The organism is Streptomyces sp. NPDC029169 (assembly GCF_055563935.1).
Window position 1 is genome coordinate 57558 of record NZ_JBVHXA010000005.1, and the last position, 19017, is coordinate 76574.

Below are 19017 nucleotides of genomic sequence, written 5' to 3' on the forward strand. Positions count from 1 at the left end.
CTCGTAATCCGCCTCGGACTCCTCATCGGAATCCGCCCGGGAATCGCGCCGTCGACCGAGGCGGGGCGAGCCCCGACATACCAACACTCCGCATTCGAAAGGCTGTCCCGTGATCACTGCTGAAGAGGTATGTGCCCGCATTGCCAAGAAGCTCGGAAGCAAGGCGGATTCCTTCACGCTGAACGCCGACACCGCCTTCGACTCGGTGGGCCTGTCGAGCCTCCAGATAGCCGACATCGTCTACGGCATCGAGGACGACCTCGACATCGAGTTCGACGAGAGCAGGGCCGCGAGCGTGAAGACCGTGGCCGACCTGGTGAAGCTCGCCGAGGAGACCAAGCAGGGAAGCGACGTCGAAGCGTGACCGCCATCGACTACCAGGGCGCCACGGCGGAATCCATCCGACATCACTACGACGTCTCCAACGACTTCTTCGCTCTCTGGCTGGACCGGGATCTCACCTACACCTGCGCTCTGTGGGGCGAGGGCGACACCCTGGAGACGGCGCAGCAGCGCAAGCTCGACCATCTGATCGAGGGTGCGCGGGCGGCCGGCGCCCGCCGGGTGCTCGACGTCGGCTGTGGCTGGGGGAGCCTGCTCGAACGCCTGGTCAGGACGCATCACGTGGAGCGGGCCGTGGGTCTCACGCTCAGTGACAGCCAGGCGGAGCGGGCGCGTGAACTCGCCCTGCCGAACACCGAGATACGGGTGGAGAACTGGCTCGACCACGAGCCGGACGAGCCCTACGACGCCATCATCTCCATCGGCGCCTTTGAGCACTTCGCCCGCACGGGTCTGTCCCGGGACGAGCGCGTGGCGGCCTACCGCACGTTCTTCGAGCGCTGCCGCGACTGGCTTCCCGAGGGCGGCAGAATCGCGCTGCAGACGAACATCAAGGGCAACAACGTCCGCATGAACAAGCAGACCGTGCGCGACCTGATGTTCATCATCGACACGATCTTCCCGGAATCCGAGATTCCAGCGCTGTCGGAGGTCCTGGAGTCCAGCGAGAAGCGCTTCGACGTCGTCACCCTCCGCAATGACCCGGACCACTACAGCAGGACCTGCCAGGAATGGCTGCGCCGCCTGCGCGCCAACCGCGCACAGGCCGTGGAGTGCGCCGGCGAAGTGAACGTCGCCCATTACGAGCGGTATCTGGCCGCGACGGTCGACCATTTCAGGAACCGCCATCTGGGCCTGTCGAGAATCATCCTCGAAGCCGTGTGACCAGAGGCCGTGGCCGTGCGGGATCCACAGCACAACCGGTGGCCCGTTGAGGAGCACTCATTGAACGCGTACAAACACGTAGTCTATTGGCACGACACCGAGCCGGTCACCGTCGAAGCCCCTCTGCGGGAGAACGTCGACTGCGATGTCTGCATTGTCGGCGGAGGATTCACCGGACTGTGGACCGCCTATTTCCTCAAGGAGGCGGAACCCGCGCTCGACATCCGTATCGTCGAGGCGAACCACTCCGGCTACGGGAATTCGGGCCGCGCCGACGGATTCGTCACCCCGACCATCGGCAAGGACATCCAGGCGCTGGTCAAGGAATTCGGGCTGCAGCGCGCGCTGGAGGCGTCACAGGCGGTCGGACGGTCGATTCTGGAGATCGGCAGATTCACCCGCAGGAACCGCGTCGACGCACAGTACGAAGCCAACGACTATCTGATGGTCGCGACCGACGCCGGACAGCTCAGGCGCCTTGAGCACGACCGTGACCTCGCCGAGCGGATGGGCGCGTCACAGGCCGAGATCCTGCCCCGGGCGGAGTCGATGGCGGTCATCGGTTCTCCCGCGGTCCTTGCCAGCATGCGCACCGGCGGCGCGCTCGTGAATCCCTTCAGGCTCGCCCGCGGCATCGCCCGGGTGGTGCGGGAGAAGGGCGTGACGATCTACGACAACTCCCCCTGCCTGCGCGTGGAGCCGGGCGTCCGTCCCACCGTCGTCACCACCGGCGGCCGCGTGAAGGCGGACAAGGTGGTCCTCGCCACCAACGTCCACATGGACGCCTTCCCGCCGTTCCGCAACAAGGTCGTGCCGATCTGGACGTACGCGATGGTCAGCGAGCCGCTCACCGACGAGCAGCTGGGCCGCGTCGAGTGGGCCGGGCGCGAGGGCCTGGTCGAGGCCAAGGCGCTGCTGACCTGTGCCCGGTTCACCGGCGACAACCGCATCATGTTCGCCGGCGGCCCCGCCCCGTACTACTGGGGCCGGGACAAGCGGCAGCGGAACATGAACCGCCCCGAGGTCTACCGCGAGATCCACAAGGAGTTCCTGCGGTTCTTCCCCATGTGGGGGGATGTCGAGTTCCGCTACGCGTACGGCGGAACCGCCGACGTCGTCCGTGACTACGCACCGCACTTCGGCACCCTCAACGGCGGCAACATCCTCTACGGCTACGGATTCTGCGGCAACGGCATCGCCGCCACCCATACCGGCGGCAAGGTGCTGCGCGACCTCGCTCTCGGCAAGGACACCCTCTACTCCCAGCTGCTCTTCGTGGACGACGAGCGGCGCAAGCAGCCGGCCGCGTTCCCGCCCGAACCGGCTCTGTACGTCGGCGCCCGCGCGATGACGCGGCTGATGAACTGGCAGGACTCCCGCGCATGAACAGTCGGCGTACGGTACTGCTCACCGGGGCGTCCGGCGTCGTCGGCCGCTCCATCCTCCGCGAGATCCTCCGCGAGCCCGAAGGGCCGCGCATCCTCGTCGCCACCCACAGCGCACCGGTGCCGGAGGCGGACGGCCCGGCGGTGCGCTGCGATCTGACGCGGGAACGGTTCGGGCTCGACGAGGACAGTTACGCCTCGCTCGCCGCCGAGGTCGACGTCGTCATCCACTCGGCGGGCCTGACCGAGTGGGGCCTGCCCGCCGACCGCTACCGCCCGATCAACGTCGAGGGCACGCGCCGGGTCATCGAGTTCGCCGAACGGTCGGGCGCGACAGTCCACTTCATGAGTACGGCCTTCGTCGCCGCCCTCGCGGAGACCTCGCCCGTCCCGCTGCGCGAGGACAACGTCTGCCGGAACTACATCCGCTCCAAGCACGAGGCGGAACAGCTCCTGCGCGACAGCGGCCTGCCCCACACCGTCTTCCGGCCGACCAACCTCATCGGGGACTCCACGACGGGCTGGACCTCGCAGGGCCAGATCGTCCAGCTGATGTCCGACTGGCTCGGCCGCGGCAGGGCTCCGTTCCTCCCCGCGCACCCGGGCATCCGCATGGACTTCGTCCCGCAGGACCTGCTGTCGAAGGCGGTGCTGCGCGCCATCGAACTCGGCGACGACGAGGGCGAGTTCTGGGTGACGTACGGGCCGGAGGCGATGGACATCGAGGCCTGTCTCCAGGTGCTCGTCAAGCACGCGGCCGGGCAGGGGCGCACGCTGTCCCTCCCGCCGCTGGTGAACCCCGACGAGCTCGACCCCGACGCCATCGCGCGCACCGCGCCGATGACCCGCTCGTACCTCTCCGTACTGCGGGACGTCAGCGAGGTCACCCGCTGCAGCGGTGGCGTACTGCCCACCTCCATGCCCGAGTTGCGCGAGCGCTACGGCATCCCGCACGTCGACGATCAGGCGGCCTACGCGACGAGCCTGGAGTACGCCGCGGCTCACCTCGGCTAGAGCCGGACAGAACGGAAGGACACTGGCGTGAACGATGGCTGGAACCCCCCTGACCTGGGGGAGAAGGTGGCCGTGGTCACCGGGGCGAGCCGGGGGGTGGGCCGTGGCATCGCGCTCGCCCTCGGCGCCGCGGGGGCGACCGTGTACGTCACGGGCCGCAGCACACGCGGCGGTGACCGCACCGAGGGCCTGCCCGGCACGGTGGACGACACCGCCGACGAGGTCACCCGCCGCGGCGGCAAGGGCATCGCCGTGCGCTGCGACCACGGCGTACCGGCGGACAATGAGGCGCTCGTCGAGCGGGTACGGGCCGACCACGGCCGGCTCGACCTGCTGGTCAACAACGCCTGGGGAGGGTACGAGCGCTCCCACGAGGTCCGCTTCGACGCGGCCTTCTGGGACCAGCCGATGTGGCGGTACGACCTGTTCGAGACCTCGCTGCGCGCACAGTACGACATCACGCGCCGACTGGTCCCGCTGATGCTGCCGCAGGGCAGTGGCCTCGTCGTGGGCATCAGCTTCTCCGACGGGGACATCTACCTCGGACAGGTCGCCTACGACGTGTTCAAGTCGGCCTCCGACCGCATGTGCCGGGGCTTCGCCGCCGACCTGCGCAAGCGCGGCATCGCGGTGACCTCCCTGCACCCCGGCTTCGTCCGTACGGAGCGGGTGGAGGCGGCCTGGGAGGCGATGGGCGACGGGCCCGCGTCGGTGGTGCACTCCCCGGAGTACGTGGGCCGGGCGGTCGCGGCGCTGCTCGCCGACCCCGAGGTCATGGAACGGTCGGGGCAGGTGCTCAGCACCGGCGATCTGGCGGTCGAGTACGGCTTCGACGACGTGGACGGCCGACGCCCGCCGGCGTTCCGTCTGGAGGGCCGGATGAGCCTGGCGACACGGATGCACCGCCTCAACAAGGTGGTCGGCGCCGCCGGGCAGGAGGGCTAGCCGGCATGCGCGTCGTCCCGCCGGGCGGGGGACCGGGCGGGACGGGGCGCGTGCGGTCGGGCACGTACGGCCGGGCGCGTACGACCGGGCACGTACGGCCGGGCACGTACGGCCGGACACGTACGGCCGGACACGTACGGCCGGACACGTACGGCCGGACACGCCTCAGCGCAGCCGCAGTTCGGCCACCCGTACCGACGGGGACGGTCCACCCGCCCCGATGTCCGGCATAGCGTCCGGTACGCGGAGGGCGACGGCGGCCCGGTACCCGTCGGGCGCCGGCACGTCCACGACGGACCAGCCGGCGGGCCCGGCCGGCGCCCAGGCCGGGGCGAACTCCGCGGCGAGGCCGACGTGATGGGTGCCGAGCCCCCCGGGCAGCCCGGTTCCGATGCCCTTGAGATACGCCTCCTTCCGTACCCAACAACCCAGGAGTGCCTCGTGACGCGACTCGGCGGGCAGGGCGGCGAGCGCACGCCGCTCGTCCGGGTGCAGCCGTCCTCCGCTCCGTTCCAGGCTGTCCCGCGCCACCTCCTTCGCCTCGACGTCGGCGCCGACCGGCGAGCCGGACAGCGCGTACAGCACGACGTCCCCGGCGTGCGAGAGCGAGAACTGCGCCTCCGGATGGCCGGTGACCGCCGGACGTCCATGGGGCGCGCCGCAGCCGGGCATGCCGCACGGCTCACGGAAGAACGCGATGTCCTGCGGGGCCAGCCCCAGGTGCGCGCCGAGCAGCACCCGGAGCCCGACATGGGAGGTGACATAGCGCTCGCGGGCCGCCGGATCCTGGAACCGCGCGGCGCGCCGCCTCTCATCGGCATCCAGGACCCAGGCGCCCGACGCGGCGGCCGCGGCGTGATCGGGAATCCAGAGCGTCCGTACGGTCGTCTCGCCGGGCCCTGGCACCCCCTTCGGCACGTCCACCGCGAGGGGCAGGCTCACGCCGAGGGGCACGCTCACGGCGAGGGGTACGCCGGGGTGGAGTGCCCGGCCAGGTCCGGTGCGTCGGGGCGGAGCTCCTGCGCCCACCGCACCGACAGGAGCACGGCCTCCACCCTGTTCCGTAGCCCGAGCTTCCTGGTGATGCTGGTCAGGTGGGCTTTCACGGTCCGCTCCGCTATGCCGAGGTGGCGGGCGAGCTCTCGGTTCCCCCCGCAGTCCGGCAGCAGGCTGAGCACTTCCCGCTCCCGTGGGGTCAGTTCCTGTAAGGCCGACGGCTCGACGGAGGCCGCACGGCCGCCCGCCACGATCGTTCTCGTCTCCGCGGGTTCGGCGGATTCGGCGGATTCGCCGATCGGAAGGTGGTCCCCGTTCATGTGCTCTCCAGCTCGTTGTGGAAATCATCGCCACAGGGGGAGCGGATGGATTCCATGGCTGGAATGCCCCACCGGCACACAGGCGGGCCGCCGCCTCCCCCAAGGGCGTCGAACGCGCCGATAACCAACCAATCCCCCGTCGGCTCGACACTAAGGAAGATCGTGGCCTGACACCCCGACACTCCCTGTGAGTTACGTCACAAAGAGCACGCACGGAAGCTCAACTACTGGTCTAGACAGGCAAGTTGTCCCACTCCGGATCGCCGAGCAGTGGCGTACGGAGATCACCGGAGGGTCTTACGTTGTTCTCTTCGTCTCCCCTGACCGCCCTCGACGCCGCACCCGGATCCCGCATTGCGGCCGTCGCCGGCACCCGCCCGGAAAGAGTCGTCGGCAACCACGAGCTGGCTGAATCTCTCGGTGTCTCGGCGGAGTGGATCGAACGGCGCGTGGGCATACGCGAGCGGCGCTACGCCGGTACGGACGATTCCGTCGCCGGGATGGCCGCGACCGCGGGCGCCAAAGCCCTCTCGGCGGCCGGTCTCACCCCGGCGGATGTCGACCTGCTTGTGCTGGCCACCTGTTCCATGCCCTCGCCCATGCCGAACGGCGCGGGGTCCGTGGCCGCGCTGCTCGGCATCCCGCACGTGGCGGCCTTCGACGTCAACGCCGCCTGCGCAGGCTTCTGTTACGGCCTCGGCATCGCCGACGGCCTGATCCGCTCCCATACGAGTCGCTGCGCGCTGGTCATCGGCGCGGAGCGGATGACCGACTGGGTGGACCCCGAGGACGTGGACACGGCGACGGTCTTCGCCGACGGAGCCGGCGCCGCGGTCGTCGTCGCGGCCGAGCACGCGGGGATCCATCCCACGGTGTGGGGCGGGGACGGTGACAAGGCCGGGCTGATCGCCATCCCCGACCGGCGCGGCAGCGTGACGATGCAGGGCCAGGCCGTCTACCGCTGGGTGACGACGGAGCTGGTCGCGGTCGCCGAGGCGGCCTGTGCGCGGGCCGGGCTCTCCCCCGCGGACCTCAAGGGCTTCGTCGCCCACCAGGCGAACCTGCGGATGATCGAACGCCTCGCGGCAAGCCTCGGCGCCACCGACGCCGCCATCGCCCGCGACATCGTGGAGACGGGCAACACCTCGGCGGCGTCCGTCCCCCTGGCCCTGTCCCGCCTCATCGACCTCGGCCACGTCCGACCGGGGGACCCCATCCTGCTGATGGGCTTCGGCGCGGGCCTCAGCTACGCGGCGCAGGTAGTGATCTGCCCCTGATCGGGGGAGCAGGGGCAGACGAGTCGGGCTGTACGCCGGGGCATAGCCGCCATCGTGTACGGGCCCACCCCGCGCTCGTCGGCGAGACCGGCCGGGAGGTCATCATCCCCCTCACCCGCCCCCCACCGCGCCCGGCAGCTTGGCCCGCGCCTGGTCTGCGGTCTCGGTCACTGCCAGAACACCTCCTCGGCGAGGATCTGAGGGTCCTCGGTCCGCCGCACGAACGTGTACCGGAGCCAGCCGTGTCCGTTGTCGAAGTACAGGATCGGAGGGCCTTTCGGGGTGCTCGACCTGGCGGGCTCGACGCTCATCGATTCGGGCAGGCAGGAGTCAGCTTCGATCCGCGAGAGTACGGGTCGGCCGCCGTGACGAGCTCCCTCGACGACCCCGCGAACTCGCAGTTGCTCGTGTCGCTCTTCGACGAGGAGGGCCATGAGCAGGCCGAGGGCTGCTCGGGCGGCACGTCGGGGATGTTCGCGCCGGAGATCACAGCCGCCTTGACACGAACACGTGTTGCAACGACCGCTGGAATCCGCCGATCTTCTCGCCGCGTACCGTCGCGTCGCCGCCGTGTGGCGCTGGCACACGGCAACGCACTGACCCGCCCATCTCGAAGGCCCCCACCTCCAGGAGGAGGACGGGGGCCGATCATTTTCAGTGGCAGCCTGATGCCCAACCAAGAAGGAGAACTGACATGGCCCCTTGGGGCGTATTGATACCCACTGCCGTCGGCGCCGCCGCCACTGTCCTCGGCGTGTACCTGGGTGCCGCCTTCGGGCGACGCACCCAGGACCGGCAATGGATACGAGACAAGAAAATGGCCGCGTATGAAGACTTCTTGACGCGGTTCTCCAGCATCGAAATCGAACTCCGGGATGCGTACACGAACAACCGCATGCCCGATGATGGCGCCCTTGCCTGGCCTGACTTTCATGCCGCCCTGGCCGCCATGAGCCTGGTCGCAGACCGCAGTGTCGTCCCGGACGCTGTGCGCATCTGCGAGCAGATCGAACAACTTACGTTGCTCTTCGACGGACGCCCCAGGAACTACGAAGACCTTCGCCCCATCCACACGGCGATGATCGAAGCACAGAAGGACTTCGTGAACGCCGCTCGGCGCTCGTTGGACCCCGAGCAAGACCCCCTTGACTGGCAACTCGGCGGCCCTTCCCCATGGGAGGGAATCGAGCACTTCCACGGCCCTGCTCACCCGGCCGCAGCCGCCCAGGCGGGAACCGGCGACAGCTGACGCCGCCCGCGCATACCTCAAAGGCCCCCGCCTCCATAACCACCAGGAGGACGGGGGCGACCTGATGCTGGGCCGTCCCGCCGTAGCCGGAAATCGGGGTCGTCTCGTTTCAGGCACGGAGCGTACGGAGCGTGAACCTCCTGTGTATGTTGAGCGCCGCTCAACTTCACGTCCCCCAGGAGTTCATGATGTCGACGCCGCCGCCCGGCTACGGCTACCCCCAGCAGCCCCCGCCGTACGGCCAGCCGCCGTACCCGTACCCGTATCCGTATCCCCCGGCCCCGGCCCGGCGCTGGTGGCACGCCGTTCCTCGGCGACTCGCCGAAGGACCCGAAGGACGACGCCAAGGCACAGCCCGCCGTCACGCGGAGCGCCACCACCTCCCCGACAGCGTCCCCGAGCCCGACGCCGTCGCCTACTCCCACGCCGAAGCCCACAATGCCCGCGGTCGTCGGCAAGCCGTTCGCCGCCGCTGAGAAGGCGATCGAGGATCTCGTCGTCCGCGAGCTGGCGGCGGGCAGCGCCTACGACGACGTGGACCTCCCCAAGAACTACGCGAACTGGATCGTGTGCTTCCAAGGTCCGAAGGCTGGCGCAGCACTCATCCCCGAGTACGCCAACCCGAACGTGCACCTGGTCGCACCCGGCACGAAGTGCCCCGCCGAGCTCTACACCGACCTGCACCCGAAGCCCACGCCCACGTACGACGACCCGGATTCGGACGACTCAAGTACCTCGTCCTCGGGCGACTCCTCCGGCTCCGGCGGAAGCGGCAGCGTCGGCACCGTCACCCCCGGGGCCTACTGCTCCACCCCCGGATCGACAGGAGTCAGTAAGAAGGGGGTCGTCTACACCTGCAAGGGCCCCGACCCGGAACGCTGGCGCCGCTGACCCAACACGAAGCCCCCGCCACGGAGAAGTCCGGACGAGCGGGGCTTCGTCGGTTACGTAGTCAGATGGTCTGCTCGATGTGCTCGAAGATGTCGGCATCGGTCTGCTGCTGCCATTCGGGGAGCGCGTCCCAGTCGGCGACGTAGCCCAGCTTCGGGTTGTCGACGTGCTTGTGGATCTGCGCGATCCAGCACAGCGCGACGAACCGGCCCTTCTGCTCGCGGCTGAGCTTGGCCGTCTGTCCGCCGCTTACCTGGACGAAGTCGCGCACCTGCCCGTAGACCGCGGCGGCGGACTGCCTCTCCCACTCCGGGGTGTCGTCCCAGGGCGCGATGTAGCCCGGCTTCGGCTCGCCGGGAAAGTGCTACTTCACGCCGGCGATCCACGCCTCACGGAAGATCCGGCCGTCCTCGCTCATGCTGCCGTCCTTCGTCATCAGACAGTCCCGGGCCGCTTCCTCCGGCGCATACGACGCCAGGGCACGGAGCGCGTGGAAAGTCTTCTCGGGCTCATCCAGTGCCTGCCAGACCCGCGCGACGTCCATACACATCCGCCCCCGCCGCTCGGCCGTCGGCAGCCGTCGCGGGCCGAGCTTCTCCGCGTACGTCAGCGCGCGATCGTCCTCGCCGAGCGCGTGGTGGACGCTGATCCGGAACCCCCGCGTCTGAGCCTCTCCGAACTCGCCCGGGATATAGAGCCGCTGCGCGGCCGTCTCCCGGCGCTTCGCCGTCTCCTCGGCCTCTCCGATCAGATCCATGGCCTGCGACCGCCATCCGGCCTGCGCGGCACTGTACGAAGCCGTCAGCATCAGCGTGCCCCGCATCGCAAGTTCATCCGGATGCTGCCCCAACCGTGCTGCCGCTTCTTGGAGATGGTCGATGGCGGCCTGATAGTCACCGCTCCGGCGCAAGGAGACGCCCATGGAGTGCGCGGCCTCGCCCATCACCACCGGGTTCCCCGTCAGCTCCGCCTGCGCCTCGCGCCCGCTCGGCCGCCACCCACGCCATGCCCTGGTAGTTCTTGATCGCGAGCTGCGCGAGCAGGACGTACGCGCGGGCCGCGATGTCGTGAGCCTGCTAGGCCAGGGAGCTGGAGACAGGTAGCCGCGCCGTGCTGGGCTACGTGGGGACCTGCCACCACCGGTCTGCCTCAGCGCGAGCCACTTCGGTGTCGTACTGGCTCGCGGCAAAGTGAAATTCGGGCGGTGGGGCTGCCGGGGCGTACGGAACCTGCCAGTCCGACCACTGCACAATGTCCCCGCACCGCTGCACGACCACGGACAGGAAACCGCAGCAACCGCCAGAGCACTCGGGTTCTCCCAGCTCCACGCGCCGCGCTTCGCTGGTCGCCTGCAGGGGACTGGGGCGGCCGGCGGGCAGCGCATCAGCTGCGAACGGCCCGCGGCCCCCCTCTTCGACTGCGCCTTCGACCACGTCCTCGCCGTTGACCCAGAACCGCAGCTGAGCAGCGAACCGGGGCCCCGGCGGCAGCACTCTGATCTCAAACCGATCGAACATCAGGCCACCCTACGGGGCCTGCCGACGTCGGCACGCGTCCCAACCGACGCCGCTGAGCCGAGCACGTTCAGGTGTATCCGGGTGAGCGCTTCGCCGAGTACGCGGACAGCACCCCGCTACGAGGGGTCCAGCCGAGATACGTGCCAAAGGGGCAATGAGTTGATCTTGATACGAGTTCGCACGTGGTCAGTACGGTGAAGCCGCAGTAAATGCGTACACCTCGCCCTGGCGACCGGAACGGACCGCCGCAGGTCGCGACGATCACGGCAGGGGCTCCGTCGCAGTAAACCCGTTATTTGCTGCGGCAGTTGCGAACGCGACTCCGCGATCGAATACACCGCCCGAATGTGGTTCTGCTGTGCGGACCTGAGGAGAGGGGACTGTCAGTGCCCGACGCGGGCCAGGCCTGGCGCCAGGCTGTTTGCCGGGGTCATGCCCCCAGATCCTCCGTCACGGGCAGGCACTCGGCGAGCAGGTCGACGACGTCGCGCCAGGCTCGCTGCGCGTGCTGTGGGTGGTAGCCGACGCCGGGGACCGTGGGGTGGTCGACCGGCGGGTGGTGGAAGGCGTGCAAGGCGCCGCCGTAGACCGTGAGGCGCCAGTCGACGCCTGCGGCCTGCATCTCGGCGGTGAACGCGTTCCGTTGCGCGGGCGGCATGATCGGGTCTTCCGACCCGACCCCGGCCCACACTGGGCAGCGGATGCGCGCTGCCTCGCCCGGTCGGCCCGTGGTCGGTGCGTTGACTGTCCCGATCGCGCGCAGGTTGACGCCGCTGCGCCCGAGTTCCAGCCCGATGGCGCCCCCGGTGCCGTAGCCGACGGCGGCGATCCGGTCGGGGTCGGTCCGCGGTTCGGTGCGCAACACGTCGAGCGCCGCATGGCCGATGCCCCGCATTCGGTCGGGATCAGAGAGCAGTGGTATGCAACGGGCCAGCATCTCCTCGGGGTCGCCCAAATAGCGTCCGCCGTGAAGGTCGAAGGCCAGCGCTACGTATCCCAGCTCGGCGAGGGCATCGGCCCGGCGGTGCTCGACGTCGCTGGGCCCCATGCCCTCTGGTCCGAGCAGCACCGCGGGCCGGCGGTCGATGCCGGTCGGGAGCGCGAGGTGCCCGATCATCGTCAAACCGTCCGCCGGGTACTCGACCGTGCGCGTCGTAATCGCCGTCATGAGACTGGACTGTAGTGATCTTCGAGCCCGGTCCGGCCGGTGTTCTGCCGCTGGCAGAACAGCGCGCGTGTCCCTCTGAAATGCGAGGGCCGAGCGCGCTCTCTGTGTGTGAGCAGAAGCGGCCTTCGCCGCTCTGCTCGCTCTCAGCGGTCCTCGTCCCGAAGAGTTTGGCGACACTGGGGGACGTGAACCGCGAAAACGCGGAGTGGCGGGTATCGGAGCCCTCAGGCGTGCCAAGGAGCGCGCACCTGGGGGCTCCGCTGCGTTTCGGACATGCCGGAACGCCCCCGCCTGGTGCATCACGGCGGGGGACGACATAGAGGGAAACCCCGGTAGAGCGCGGGCACATCGAAGGCACACGCGCGAAAAAGACTGCGGTAGGTGCGAGGGCACAAGACGGGGCCCGGCCCCGGAGAAAACCCCAGGTCCGAGCCCCAACGACAGACGAGTCGGGCTGTACGCCGGGTTCTGTACCCCGGGACCTCGCGGTCGTCGGGGTGACGGCCATCCATCTAGGGCCGGCGTTGCCGCCGGCCTCGTGCGGTCTACCCGCGAACTCGGGCGGGCAGCCCTCAAGCGTTCGCGCAGGGACACCGAGGTGTCCCTTCTTGACCTTGCTCCAGGTGGGGTTTACCTAGCCGCCTGAGTCACCTCAGGCGCTGGTGGTCTCTTACACCACCGTTTCACCCTTACCGAGGACCGAAGTCCCCGGCGGTCTGTTTTCTGTGGCACTGTCCCGCGGGTCACCCCGGGTGGCCGTTAGCCACCACCCTGCCCTGTGGAGCCCGGACGTTCCTCGGGAGGACCCGAAAATCCCCACGCGGCCGCCCGCCCGGCTCGTCTGCCGTACCCGTCATGCTACCTGGCGTTTCAGACGAAGTCGGCCGTCTCCAGGTCGAAGCCGAAGGGGTCGGGGAGGGGGAGGGACTTCCCGAACGACACCATGTGCGCCTCCCTGTAGTCGCCGCCCTCCGGGTCGCCGAAGAGCGTCACCCTGGAGGTGCCCCGGTCCACGAGGAGGTAGAGCGGGATACGTCCGCGCGCGTAACAGCGACGCTTGGTCTCGCGGTCAAGGTTCGGGCGGCCACCGGTGACCTCCATCGCCATCGCCACCCCTTCGCACGGCATCCATGGCTCGGCGCCGTGGAACAGGCGATCCGCCTCCGGCGCGAAAGTGCCGTCCGGGATGACATGGTCCCTCGGCCGACCAGGAGCTGCCTTCAGCGTGAGGCCCTTGTTCCCGGACCACGTCATGCCGGTCCGGGAACGCCTGTACATCTGGCGGACGATCCTGCTGATGCAGCGCTCGTGATCCCCCTCCGGCGGCGGTGTCACGACGATCTCCCCCTCGACCAGCTCCGCCCGGAAGCCCTCGGGCGTGCCCAGTGAGAGGAACCCCTCCAGCAGGAATGCGGCGTCATCACTCATGTGGTCAGTGTCGGACTCAGAGGTAGGCGCCTCCTGCGGGATCAACGTCGTTCCCTCGATCGTGAAATCGGCGCCGCTTGACCTTGTCGCAGCGTCAGGGTTTGTACTGGGGTCATGCGAATCGGCGAGATCGCCGCGCTCGTCGGGGTCACCCCGCGGGCCGTGCGGCACTACCACCATCTCGGGCTGCTGCCCGAGCCCGTGCGGCGGGCCAACGGTTACCGCGAGTACGGGATCCGGGACGCCGTGCTGCTCGCGCGGATCCGGCGGCTCGCGGAGCTCGGGCTCGGGCTCGACGAGGTGCGGGACGTGGTTGCCGACGACGAGGGGCGGGAGCTGGTGGAGGTGCTTGAGGAGCTGGACGCGGACCTCGGGCGGCAGGAGGCCGTGATCCGGGAGCGGCGGGCGCGGCTCGCCGAGCTGCTCGGGGAGGCGCGGGCCGGGCGGCTGACCGCCGAGGGGCCAGTGTCGGCGGAGCTGGCCGAGCTGTTCGCGGGTCTGGGTGAGGTCCCGGAGTCCCCCATGGCCGCCAAGGACCGGGAGCTGCTCGCCCTCCTCGACACCGTGGCGCCCGACGAGGAGCGCTCCCAGCTCATCGGCGCGATGCACACCATGACCGAGGACCCGCAGGTCGTCGCCCGTGCCCATGACGTGTACGCCCGGCTCGACGCCCTCGCCGACGCCGACGTGGACGACCCGCGCGTGGCGGAGGCGGGGCGGGCGCTGGCCGGGCTGCTGCCGGACTCGCTGGCCGCGCAGCTCGGAGAGCGGGGCATGCCGGACGGGCGGCTCGCCGAGGCCTTCTTCGGCGACTTCTCCCCCGCCCAGACCGCCGCCGTCCACCTCGCGCTCCGCCTGGTCCAGGAGCGGGCCCGGTGACGCCGTGATCCGGCTCCTGCGCGGAGTCGCCTACGCCGCCCTGCCCGCCGAGGTCGCCCTCGTCGTCTGTCTCGTCGCCGGCGTACGGATACCCGCGCCCGTCCTCACCGCCGCCGAGGCCGCGAGCCTCCTGCTCCTCGCCGCCGGCCTCGTGGCGTACGTACGCCTCCGGCGGCGCGGCCTCTCCGCCCGCAAGGCCCTCGGGGAACTGGTCCCCGAGCCCGTGCTGCGGCTCGTCGGGCACGAGCTGCGGCTCCTTGCGAGCCTCGCCCTGTGGGTGGCCCGGCACCGCACCGGCGTACGCCCCGGCGACCAGGCGTTCCCGCACGCCCGCGATCAGGCCGCCCTGATGTACGGCTTCGCGTTCGTCTGCCTAGTGGAGACCGTCGGCATGTCGTACATGCTCGCCGACTGGCCCGTCGTCCACGCGATCGTGCTGGTCGTGGACGTGTACTCGGGGGTGCTGTTCGTCCTCGGGGTGCACGCCGCCTCCGTGACCCGGCCCCATGTCCTCACCCCCGACACGCTCCGCCTGCGCAAGGCACTCGACCTCCGTATCCCGCTCGACCGGATCGCGGCCGTCCGGAACGAACTGGTCTTCACCCACGAGAAGAAGGAGGGCGAGCTGAATCTGGCCGTCGGCGCGCAGACCTCCCTCACCATCGAGCTGACCGAGCCGGTCGACGCACCCCGGTTCCTCGGCGCGCCCCGCCCCGTGCGGCTCGTGCGCTGCCACGCCGACGACGCCCGCGCGCTGTACCGGGCCCTGACGGCCCTCATGCGGGAGCGAAACGAACCTTCGCCGACCCCGGTTCCGCCTGCGTGAGCCGGACCCGCAGCCACTCCCCGAGCGGCAGCGGATCCGTACCGCCCTCGATCCGGGCGACGACCGCGGGGTCCTCCAGGTGGACGGTCCCGACGGCCGGTTCGCGTTCCTTCACATCGATCACGTACGCGTCGAAGACCTCACCGATACGGTCCGCGAGCAGCGCCGCCTCGACGATGTCGACGGTCTCGCGCTCGAGGGTGTTCGCGCGCCGCGAGCCGCTCGCCATCGCGTCGGGGAGTGCGGGGAGCGCCGCCCGTACCCACTCCGGCGGCTCATCGCCCGCCACGGCGGCGACGCACAGCTCGCCCGCGTACCGGTCGACGAGGCGGCGCAGCGGCGCGGTGCAGTGCGTGTACTCGTCGGCGACGGCGGCGTGGACGGCGGGGCTCGGGACTCTGCCGTCGGTGAAGACGGTGTAGCCGGCGCCGCGCAGCAGGGTGGTGCACTCCTGCAGGAAGGCGGCGTGGCGCGGGTCGGTGGGGTCGGTGGAGCGGACGACGTCGGCGTACGAGACGTGGTGCGGCCAATCGACCCCGAGGGCGTGCGCGGAGCGGCGCAGCCGGGCGACCTCGCCGACGGGCGCGGTGGGGAGCGTCCGCAGGATGCCGGTGCCGGCGGCGGTCATGAGGTCGGCGGCGGCCATGCCGGTCAGGAGGGAGATCTGGGCGTTCCAGCCGTCGGCGGGCAGCGGGGCACGGTAGTCGAGGGCGTACGAGTGGTTCTGCTGCACGACCTCCTGCTCCGGCACGTTCAGGGAGATCCCGCCGCGTTCCGCTTCGAGGGCCTCCCGGAGCAGTCCGATGTCCTTGAGCAGGGCGATCGGTTCCTCGGCCGTACCGGAGTCGATCTGCCGCTGCACGCCCGCGTAGTCGAGCCTGGCGTGGCTGCGGACGAGGGCGCGGCGTACGTCGGTGGCGACGCGGCGGCCCTCGGCGTCGAGGTCGATCCGCCACAGCAGGGCGGGGCGGGGCTCGCCGGGCAGGAGGCTCGCGGCGCCCTCGGAAAGGACGGCGGGGTGGAGGGGCACCTTGCCGTCGGGGAAGTAGAGGGTGAGGACCCGGCGGTGGGCCTCGGCGTCGAGCGCGGAGCCGGGCGCGACGAACGCGGCGACGTCGGCGATGGCGTAGTGCACGCGGTAGCCGCCGTCGGCGCGGCGGGTCAGGTGCATCGCCTGGTCGAGGTCGGTGGCGTTCGGCGGGTCGATCGTGCAGAACGGGATGTCGGTGGCGTCGTGGCCAGGGAGGCGCGGCGCCTTGGCCGCCGCCTCCGCCTCGGCGAGGACGGCCGGCGGGAACGCGTCGGGGATCGCGAGCTCGGTACGGAGTGCGCGCAGAGCGGCCCGCAGCGGAGCCTCGGCTGCGCCGGTCACGTGGATGTGGCGGCGGGGCATGGACCGAGCGTATGGCGGGGGGCGGTGCCCGGCACTTTGTAGGCTGAACGCTCTGGGGCCGCACCCCCAGCCCCTGGACGTACGAAGGAGAACCACCGTGCTCGTGCTGTTGCCGCCGTCGGAGGGTAAGGCCGCATCGGGACGCGGGACGCCGCTCAAGCCGGAGTCCCTGTCCCTGCCGGGCCTGGCCGAGGCGCGGGCGGCGGTTCTGGACGAGCTGGTCGAGCTGTGCGCCGCCGACGAGGAGAAGGCCCGCGAGGTGCTCGGGCTGAGTGAGGGTCTGCGTGGCGAGGTCGCCAAGAACACGGAGCTGCGGACGGCGGGGGCCCGGCCGGCCGGCGAGATCTACACGGGCGTGCTGTACGACGCACTGGGCCTGGCCACGCTGGACGCGGCGGCCCGGAAGCGGGCGCGGGCGTCGCTGCTGGTCTTCTCGGGGCTGTGGGGCGCGGTCCGGGTGGACGACCGGATCCCGTCGTACCGCTGCTCGATGGGCGTGAAGCTCCCGGGGCTCGGCGCCCTTGGCGCGCACTGGCGGGCCGCGATGACGACGGTCCTGCCGGAGGCGGCCGGGGACGGTCTCGTCCTGGACCTGCGCTCCTCGGCGTACGCGTCGGCCTGGAAGCCGAAGGGCGAGACGGCGGCCCGAACGGCGACGGTACGGGTCCTGCACGCGCCGACCCGGAAGGTGGTCAGCCACTTCAACAAGGCGACGAAGGGGCGGATCGTCCGCAGCCTGCTGGAGTCGGGGACGTCCCCGAAGGACCCGGCGGAACTGGTGGAGGCGCTGCGGGATCTGGGCTACGTGGTGGAGGAGGGCGGAAAGGCGGGGGCGCTGGACGTACTGGTGGAGGAGATCCACTAGGGCAGGCACAGGGGGGCGGAGGCTGCCCGTGCCGGGCGGGCGAGGGCATCCGCCCCTGGCGGCACCCGGCGAGCCGATCCCACTCGTTGCACAGCGCGCAACGCTCGTTGCGCACACTGTTACGTACCGGCAGGATGCGGCTCATGACCTCCGCGCCGCCCTCCGTGCTCGACCTGGCACCCGTCGTCCCGGTCGTCGTGATCGAGGACGCCGCCGATGCCGTGCCGCTGGCCCGGGCGCTGGTCGCGGGCGGGCTGCACGCGATCGAGGTGACGCTGCGGACCCCGGCCTCGCTCGACGCGATCCGGGCGATCGCCACCGAGGTCCCGGACGCGGTCGTCGGCGCCGGCACCGTCGTCTCGCCGGCCTGCGTCGCGGACGCGGTCGCGGCGGGGGCCCGCTTCCTCGTGAGCCCCGGCTGGACCGAGCGCCTGCTGGACGCCATGAAGGCCTCCGGCGTGCCGTTCCTGCCGGGCGTCTCGACCACCTCTGAGGTCGTCGCGCTGCTCGAACTCGGGGTGAGCGAGATGAAGTTCTTCCCGGCGGAGGCCGCGGGCGGCGTCCCGTACCTCACGTCGCTCGCCGGCCCGCTCCCCCGGGCCCGCTTCTGCCCGACCGGCGGCGTCTCCCTGAACTCGGCCCCCTCGTACCTGTCGCTGCCCAACGTGGGCTGCGTCGGCGGTACGTGGATGCTGCCCCCCGAGGCCCTCGCGGCCCGCGACTGGGCCCGGGTGGAGTCGCTGGCGCGCGAGGCGGCGGGGCTGCGAGCCGACTGACCGGTCGTCAGGAGAGAGTCAGGCCCACGTGGTCGATCACCGGGCGGTACCCGAGCCGACGGTACAGCGCGTTGCTCGTCGGGTTGGCCACGTCCGTGAAGAGCAGGACCTGCTCCGCCCCGGCGTCCAGCGCGGCGCGGCTGACCGCGGTGGTGACGGCGGCCGCGTAACCGCGGCCGCGCTGCCCGGCGGGCGTGAACACCGGTGACACCCGGGCCTGGCCCGCGACGACCTGCGAGACGCTCGCCATGGACACCGGCCCGGAGTCGTCGTTCTCCCAGAGGTGGAGACGGCCTTCGGCGACGCGCGGCTCGATGTTCGGGGTGAAGTCGACGTCGTCGTCCTCCCCGATGTCACGGGCGAAGTGCCGCATCCACTCCACGGCCAGCGGAATGTCCGCGGCGCCCGCCACCCGCGCCCGGCCCGGCGGCGCGGGGTGCGGCGGGGTGAGGTCGCCGAGCCGGTGGAGCCGCATCCGGCGCGTGGTCGTCCAGGACCGGCCGGACGTCCGGCACAGTTCCCGCGCGAACGCCTCGGCCGGCGCCTCCTCGCCCCGTACGGTCGTCACCTCCGCCGCGTCCGGCAGGGCATGTGCGAGGGCACGGGCGGCCACGACGGGCATCGGTCCGAGCGCCGGCTCGTGGGGCAGCGTGAGCAGGAAGGCTCCGGTGACCCGGCCGTCCGGCTCGGCCCACCAGCCGTACCGGGCGGACGCGATGGGCCGTCTCCGGGCGCCCTCGCTGAGGGTGAGCAGCACGGTGTTGCGCGCGGGGTCGGCGGCGAAGTGGTCATGGGCGGCAGCGCGGAAGGCGGCGGCGTTCTCGGTGATGTGCCAGGTCATGGCGATGATGGTGCTACGGG

The 19017-nt window shown here is 70.8% G+C and carries 19 protein-coding genes, 1 other RNA gene and 1 pseudogene; 12 read left to right on the forward strand and 9 right to left on the reverse strand.

The features are described 5' to 3' along the window. Nucleotides 1–109: 109 nt before the first annotated feature. From ACZ4VI_RS11570 to ACZ4VI_RS11590, 5 genes are read left to right on the forward strand one after another with little or no spacing between them, the layout of a single operon-like run. On the forward strand, nt 110–364 hold the full coding sequence (locus ACZ4VI_RS11570) for an acyl carrier protein (RefSeq protein WP_467998928.1): 255 nt from the start codon (nt 110–112) through the stop codon (nt 362–364). Then, nucleotides 361–1227, forward strand: coding sequence for a class I SAM-dependent methyltransferase (locus ACZ4VI_RS11575; protein WP_467998930.1), 867 nt, complete (start codon nt 361–363; stop codon nt 1225–1227). Before ACZ4VI_RS11570 ends, ACZ4VI_RS11575 begins: the two co-directional genes overlap by 4 nt. A 60-nt stretch (nt 1228–1287) precedes the next feature. Beyond that, nucleotides 1288–2613 carry an NAD(P)/FAD-dependent oxidoreductase gene (locus tag ACZ4VI_RS11580; RefSeq protein WP_467998932.1) on the forward strand — a complete coding sequence of 442 codons (1326 nt, stop codon included), beginning with the start codon at nt 1288–1290 and terminating at the stop codon, nt 2611–2613. Continuing rightward, the gene (locus ACZ4VI_RS11585; RefSeq protein WP_467998933.1) at nt 2610–3626 is read left to right on the forward strand and encodes an SDR family oxidoreductase; all 1017 of its coding nucleotides are present in this window, start codon (nt 2610–2612) and stop codon (nt 3624–3626) included. The genes ACZ4VI_RS11580 and ACZ4VI_RS11585 overlap by 4 nt, the downstream gene beginning before the upstream one ends. A 27-nt stretch (nt 3627–3653) precedes the next feature. Beyond that, on the forward strand, nt 3654–4571 hold the full coding sequence (locus ACZ4VI_RS11590; protein WP_467998935.1) for an SDR family NAD(P)-dependent oxidoreductase: 918 nt from the start codon (nt 3654–3656) through the stop codon (nt 4569–4571). Between the two features lie 165 nt (nt 4572–4736). Here ACZ4VI_RS11590 and ACZ4VI_RS11595 read toward each other — a convergent pair whose 3' ends face one another. Together ACZ4VI_RS11595 and ACZ4VI_RS11600 are read right to left on the reverse strand one after the other, a co-directional pair. Continuing rightward, on the reverse strand, nt 4737–5531 hold the full coding sequence (locus tag ACZ4VI_RS11595) for a 4'-phosphopantetheinyl transferase family protein (protein WP_467998936.1): 795 nt from the start codon (nt 5529–5531) through the stop codon (nt 4737–4739). Further along, nucleotides 5528–5887, reverse strand: a complete 360-nt coding sequence (locus ACZ4VI_RS11600) for a helix-turn-helix domain-containing protein (protein ID WP_467998938.1) — start codon at nt 5885–5887, stop codon at nt 5528–5530. Before ACZ4VI_RS11600 ends, ACZ4VI_RS11595 begins: the two co-directional genes overlap by 4 nt. Before the next feature lie 302 nt (nt 5888–6189). On the opposite strand from ACZ4VI_RS11600, the gene ACZ4VI_RS11605 reads away from it, so the two are divergent. After that, a complete protein-coding gene (locus ACZ4VI_RS11605; RefSeq protein WP_467998939.1) occupies nt 6190–7164 on the forward strand; it encodes a beta-ketoacyl-ACP synthase 3 in 975 nt (324 codons plus the stop codon). A gap of 167 nt (nt 7165–7331) precedes the next feature. Here the strand turns inward: ACZ4VI_RS11605 and ACZ4VI_RS11610 are convergent, their stop codons facing one another. Further along, a complete protein-coding gene (locus ACZ4VI_RS11610; RefSeq protein WP_467998941.1) occupies nt 7332–7475 on the reverse strand; it encodes a hypothetical protein in 144 nt (47 codons plus the stop codon). A gap of 383 nt (nt 7476–7858) precedes the next feature. Here ACZ4VI_RS11610 and ACZ4VI_RS11615 point away from each other — a divergent pair, with 383 nt between their 5' ends. Further along, nucleotides 7859–8413, forward strand: coding sequence for a hypothetical protein (locus ACZ4VI_RS11615; protein WP_467998942.1), 555 nt, complete (start codon nt 7859–7861; stop codon nt 8411–8413). 438 nt (nt 8414–8851) lie between these two features. After that, nucleotides 8852–9304 carry a hypothetical protein gene (locus ACZ4VI_RS11620; protein WP_467998943.1) on the forward strand — a complete coding sequence of 151 codons (453 nt, stop codon included), beginning with the start codon at nt 8852–8854 and terminating at the stop codon, nt 9302–9304. Between the two features lie 61 nt (nt 9305–9365). On the opposite strand, the pseudogene ACZ4VI_RS11625 reads toward ACZ4VI_RS11620, so the two are convergent. From ACZ4VI_RS11625 to ACZ4VI_RS11640, 4 genes and pseudogenes are all read right to left on the reverse strand, one after another. Next, nucleotides 9366–9722, reverse strand: a pseudogene (locus tag ACZ4VI_RS11625) (hypothetical protein). A gap of 1529 nt (nt 9723–11251) precedes the next feature. Continuing rightward, nucleotides 11252–11989 (reverse strand): dienelactone hydrolase family protein, encoded by a 738-nt coding sequence (locus ACZ4VI_RS11630; RefSeq protein ID WP_467998944.1) that lies wholly within the window; start codon nt 11987–11989, stop codon nt 11252–11254. 441 nt (nt 11990–12430) lie between these two features. Further along, an RNA gene (gene rnpB, locus ACZ4VI_RS11635) (RNase P RNA component class A) lies at nt 12431–12829 on the reverse strand. A gap of 30 nt (nt 12830–12859) precedes the next feature. Continuing rightward, the gene (locus tag ACZ4VI_RS11640) at nt 12860–13417 is read right to left on the reverse strand and encodes a Uma2 family endonuclease (protein WP_467998946.1); all 558 of its coding nucleotides are present in this window, start codon (nt 13415–13417) and stop codon (nt 12860–12862) included. Nucleotides 13418–13531: 114 nt separating this feature from the next. On the opposite strand from ACZ4VI_RS11640, the gene ACZ4VI_RS11645 reads away from it, so the two are divergent. Together ACZ4VI_RS11645 and ACZ4VI_RS11650 are read left to right on the forward strand one after the other, a co-directional pair. Further along, complete coding sequence (locus tag ACZ4VI_RS11645; protein WP_467998947.1) at nt 13532–14296, forward strand: MerR family transcriptional regulator; 765 nt, start codon at nt 13532–13534, stop codon at nt 14294–14296. Nucleotides 14297–14300: 4 nt separating this feature from the next. Then, nucleotides 14301–15122 carry a hypothetical protein gene (locus ACZ4VI_RS11650; protein WP_467998949.1) on the forward strand — a complete coding sequence of 274 codons (822 nt, stop codon included), beginning with the start codon at nt 14301–14303 and terminating at the stop codon, nt 15120–15122. Here ACZ4VI_RS11650 and ACZ4VI_RS11655 read toward each other — a convergent pair. Further along, on the reverse strand, nt 15073–16515 hold the full coding sequence (locus ACZ4VI_RS11655) for an RNB domain-containing ribonuclease (protein ID WP_467998951.1): 1443 nt from the start codon (nt 16513–16515) through the stop codon (nt 15073–15075). The two genes, ACZ4VI_RS11650 and ACZ4VI_RS11655, sit on opposite strands and share 50 nt — an antisense overlap. A 97-nt stretch (nt 16516–16612) precedes the next feature. Between ACZ4VI_RS11655 and yaaA the strand changes: the two genes are divergently transcribed. Beyond that, nucleotides 16613–17380, forward strand: a complete 768-nt coding sequence (yaaA, locus tag ACZ4VI_RS11660; RefSeq protein WP_467998953.1) for a peroxide stress protein YaaA — start codon at nt 16613–16615, stop codon at nt 17378–17380. 143 nt (nt 17381–17523) lie between these two features. After that, the gene (gene eda, locus ACZ4VI_RS11665) at nt 17524–18156 is read left to right on the forward strand and encodes a bifunctional 4-hydroxy-2-oxoglutarate aldolase/2-dehydro-3-deoxy-phosphogluconate aldolase (RefSeq protein ID WP_467998954.1); all 633 of its coding nucleotides are present in this window, start codon (nt 17524–17526) and stop codon (nt 18154–18156) included. 7 nt (nt 18157–18163) lie between these two features. On the opposite strand, the gene ACZ4VI_RS11670 is transcribed toward eda, so the two are convergent. Next, nucleotides 18164–18997 (reverse strand): GNAT family N-acetyltransferase, encoded by an 834-nt coding sequence (locus ACZ4VI_RS11670; protein ID WP_467998956.1) that lies wholly within the window; start codon nt 18995–18997, stop codon nt 18164–18166. Nucleotides 18998–19017 lie beyond the last annotated feature (20 nt).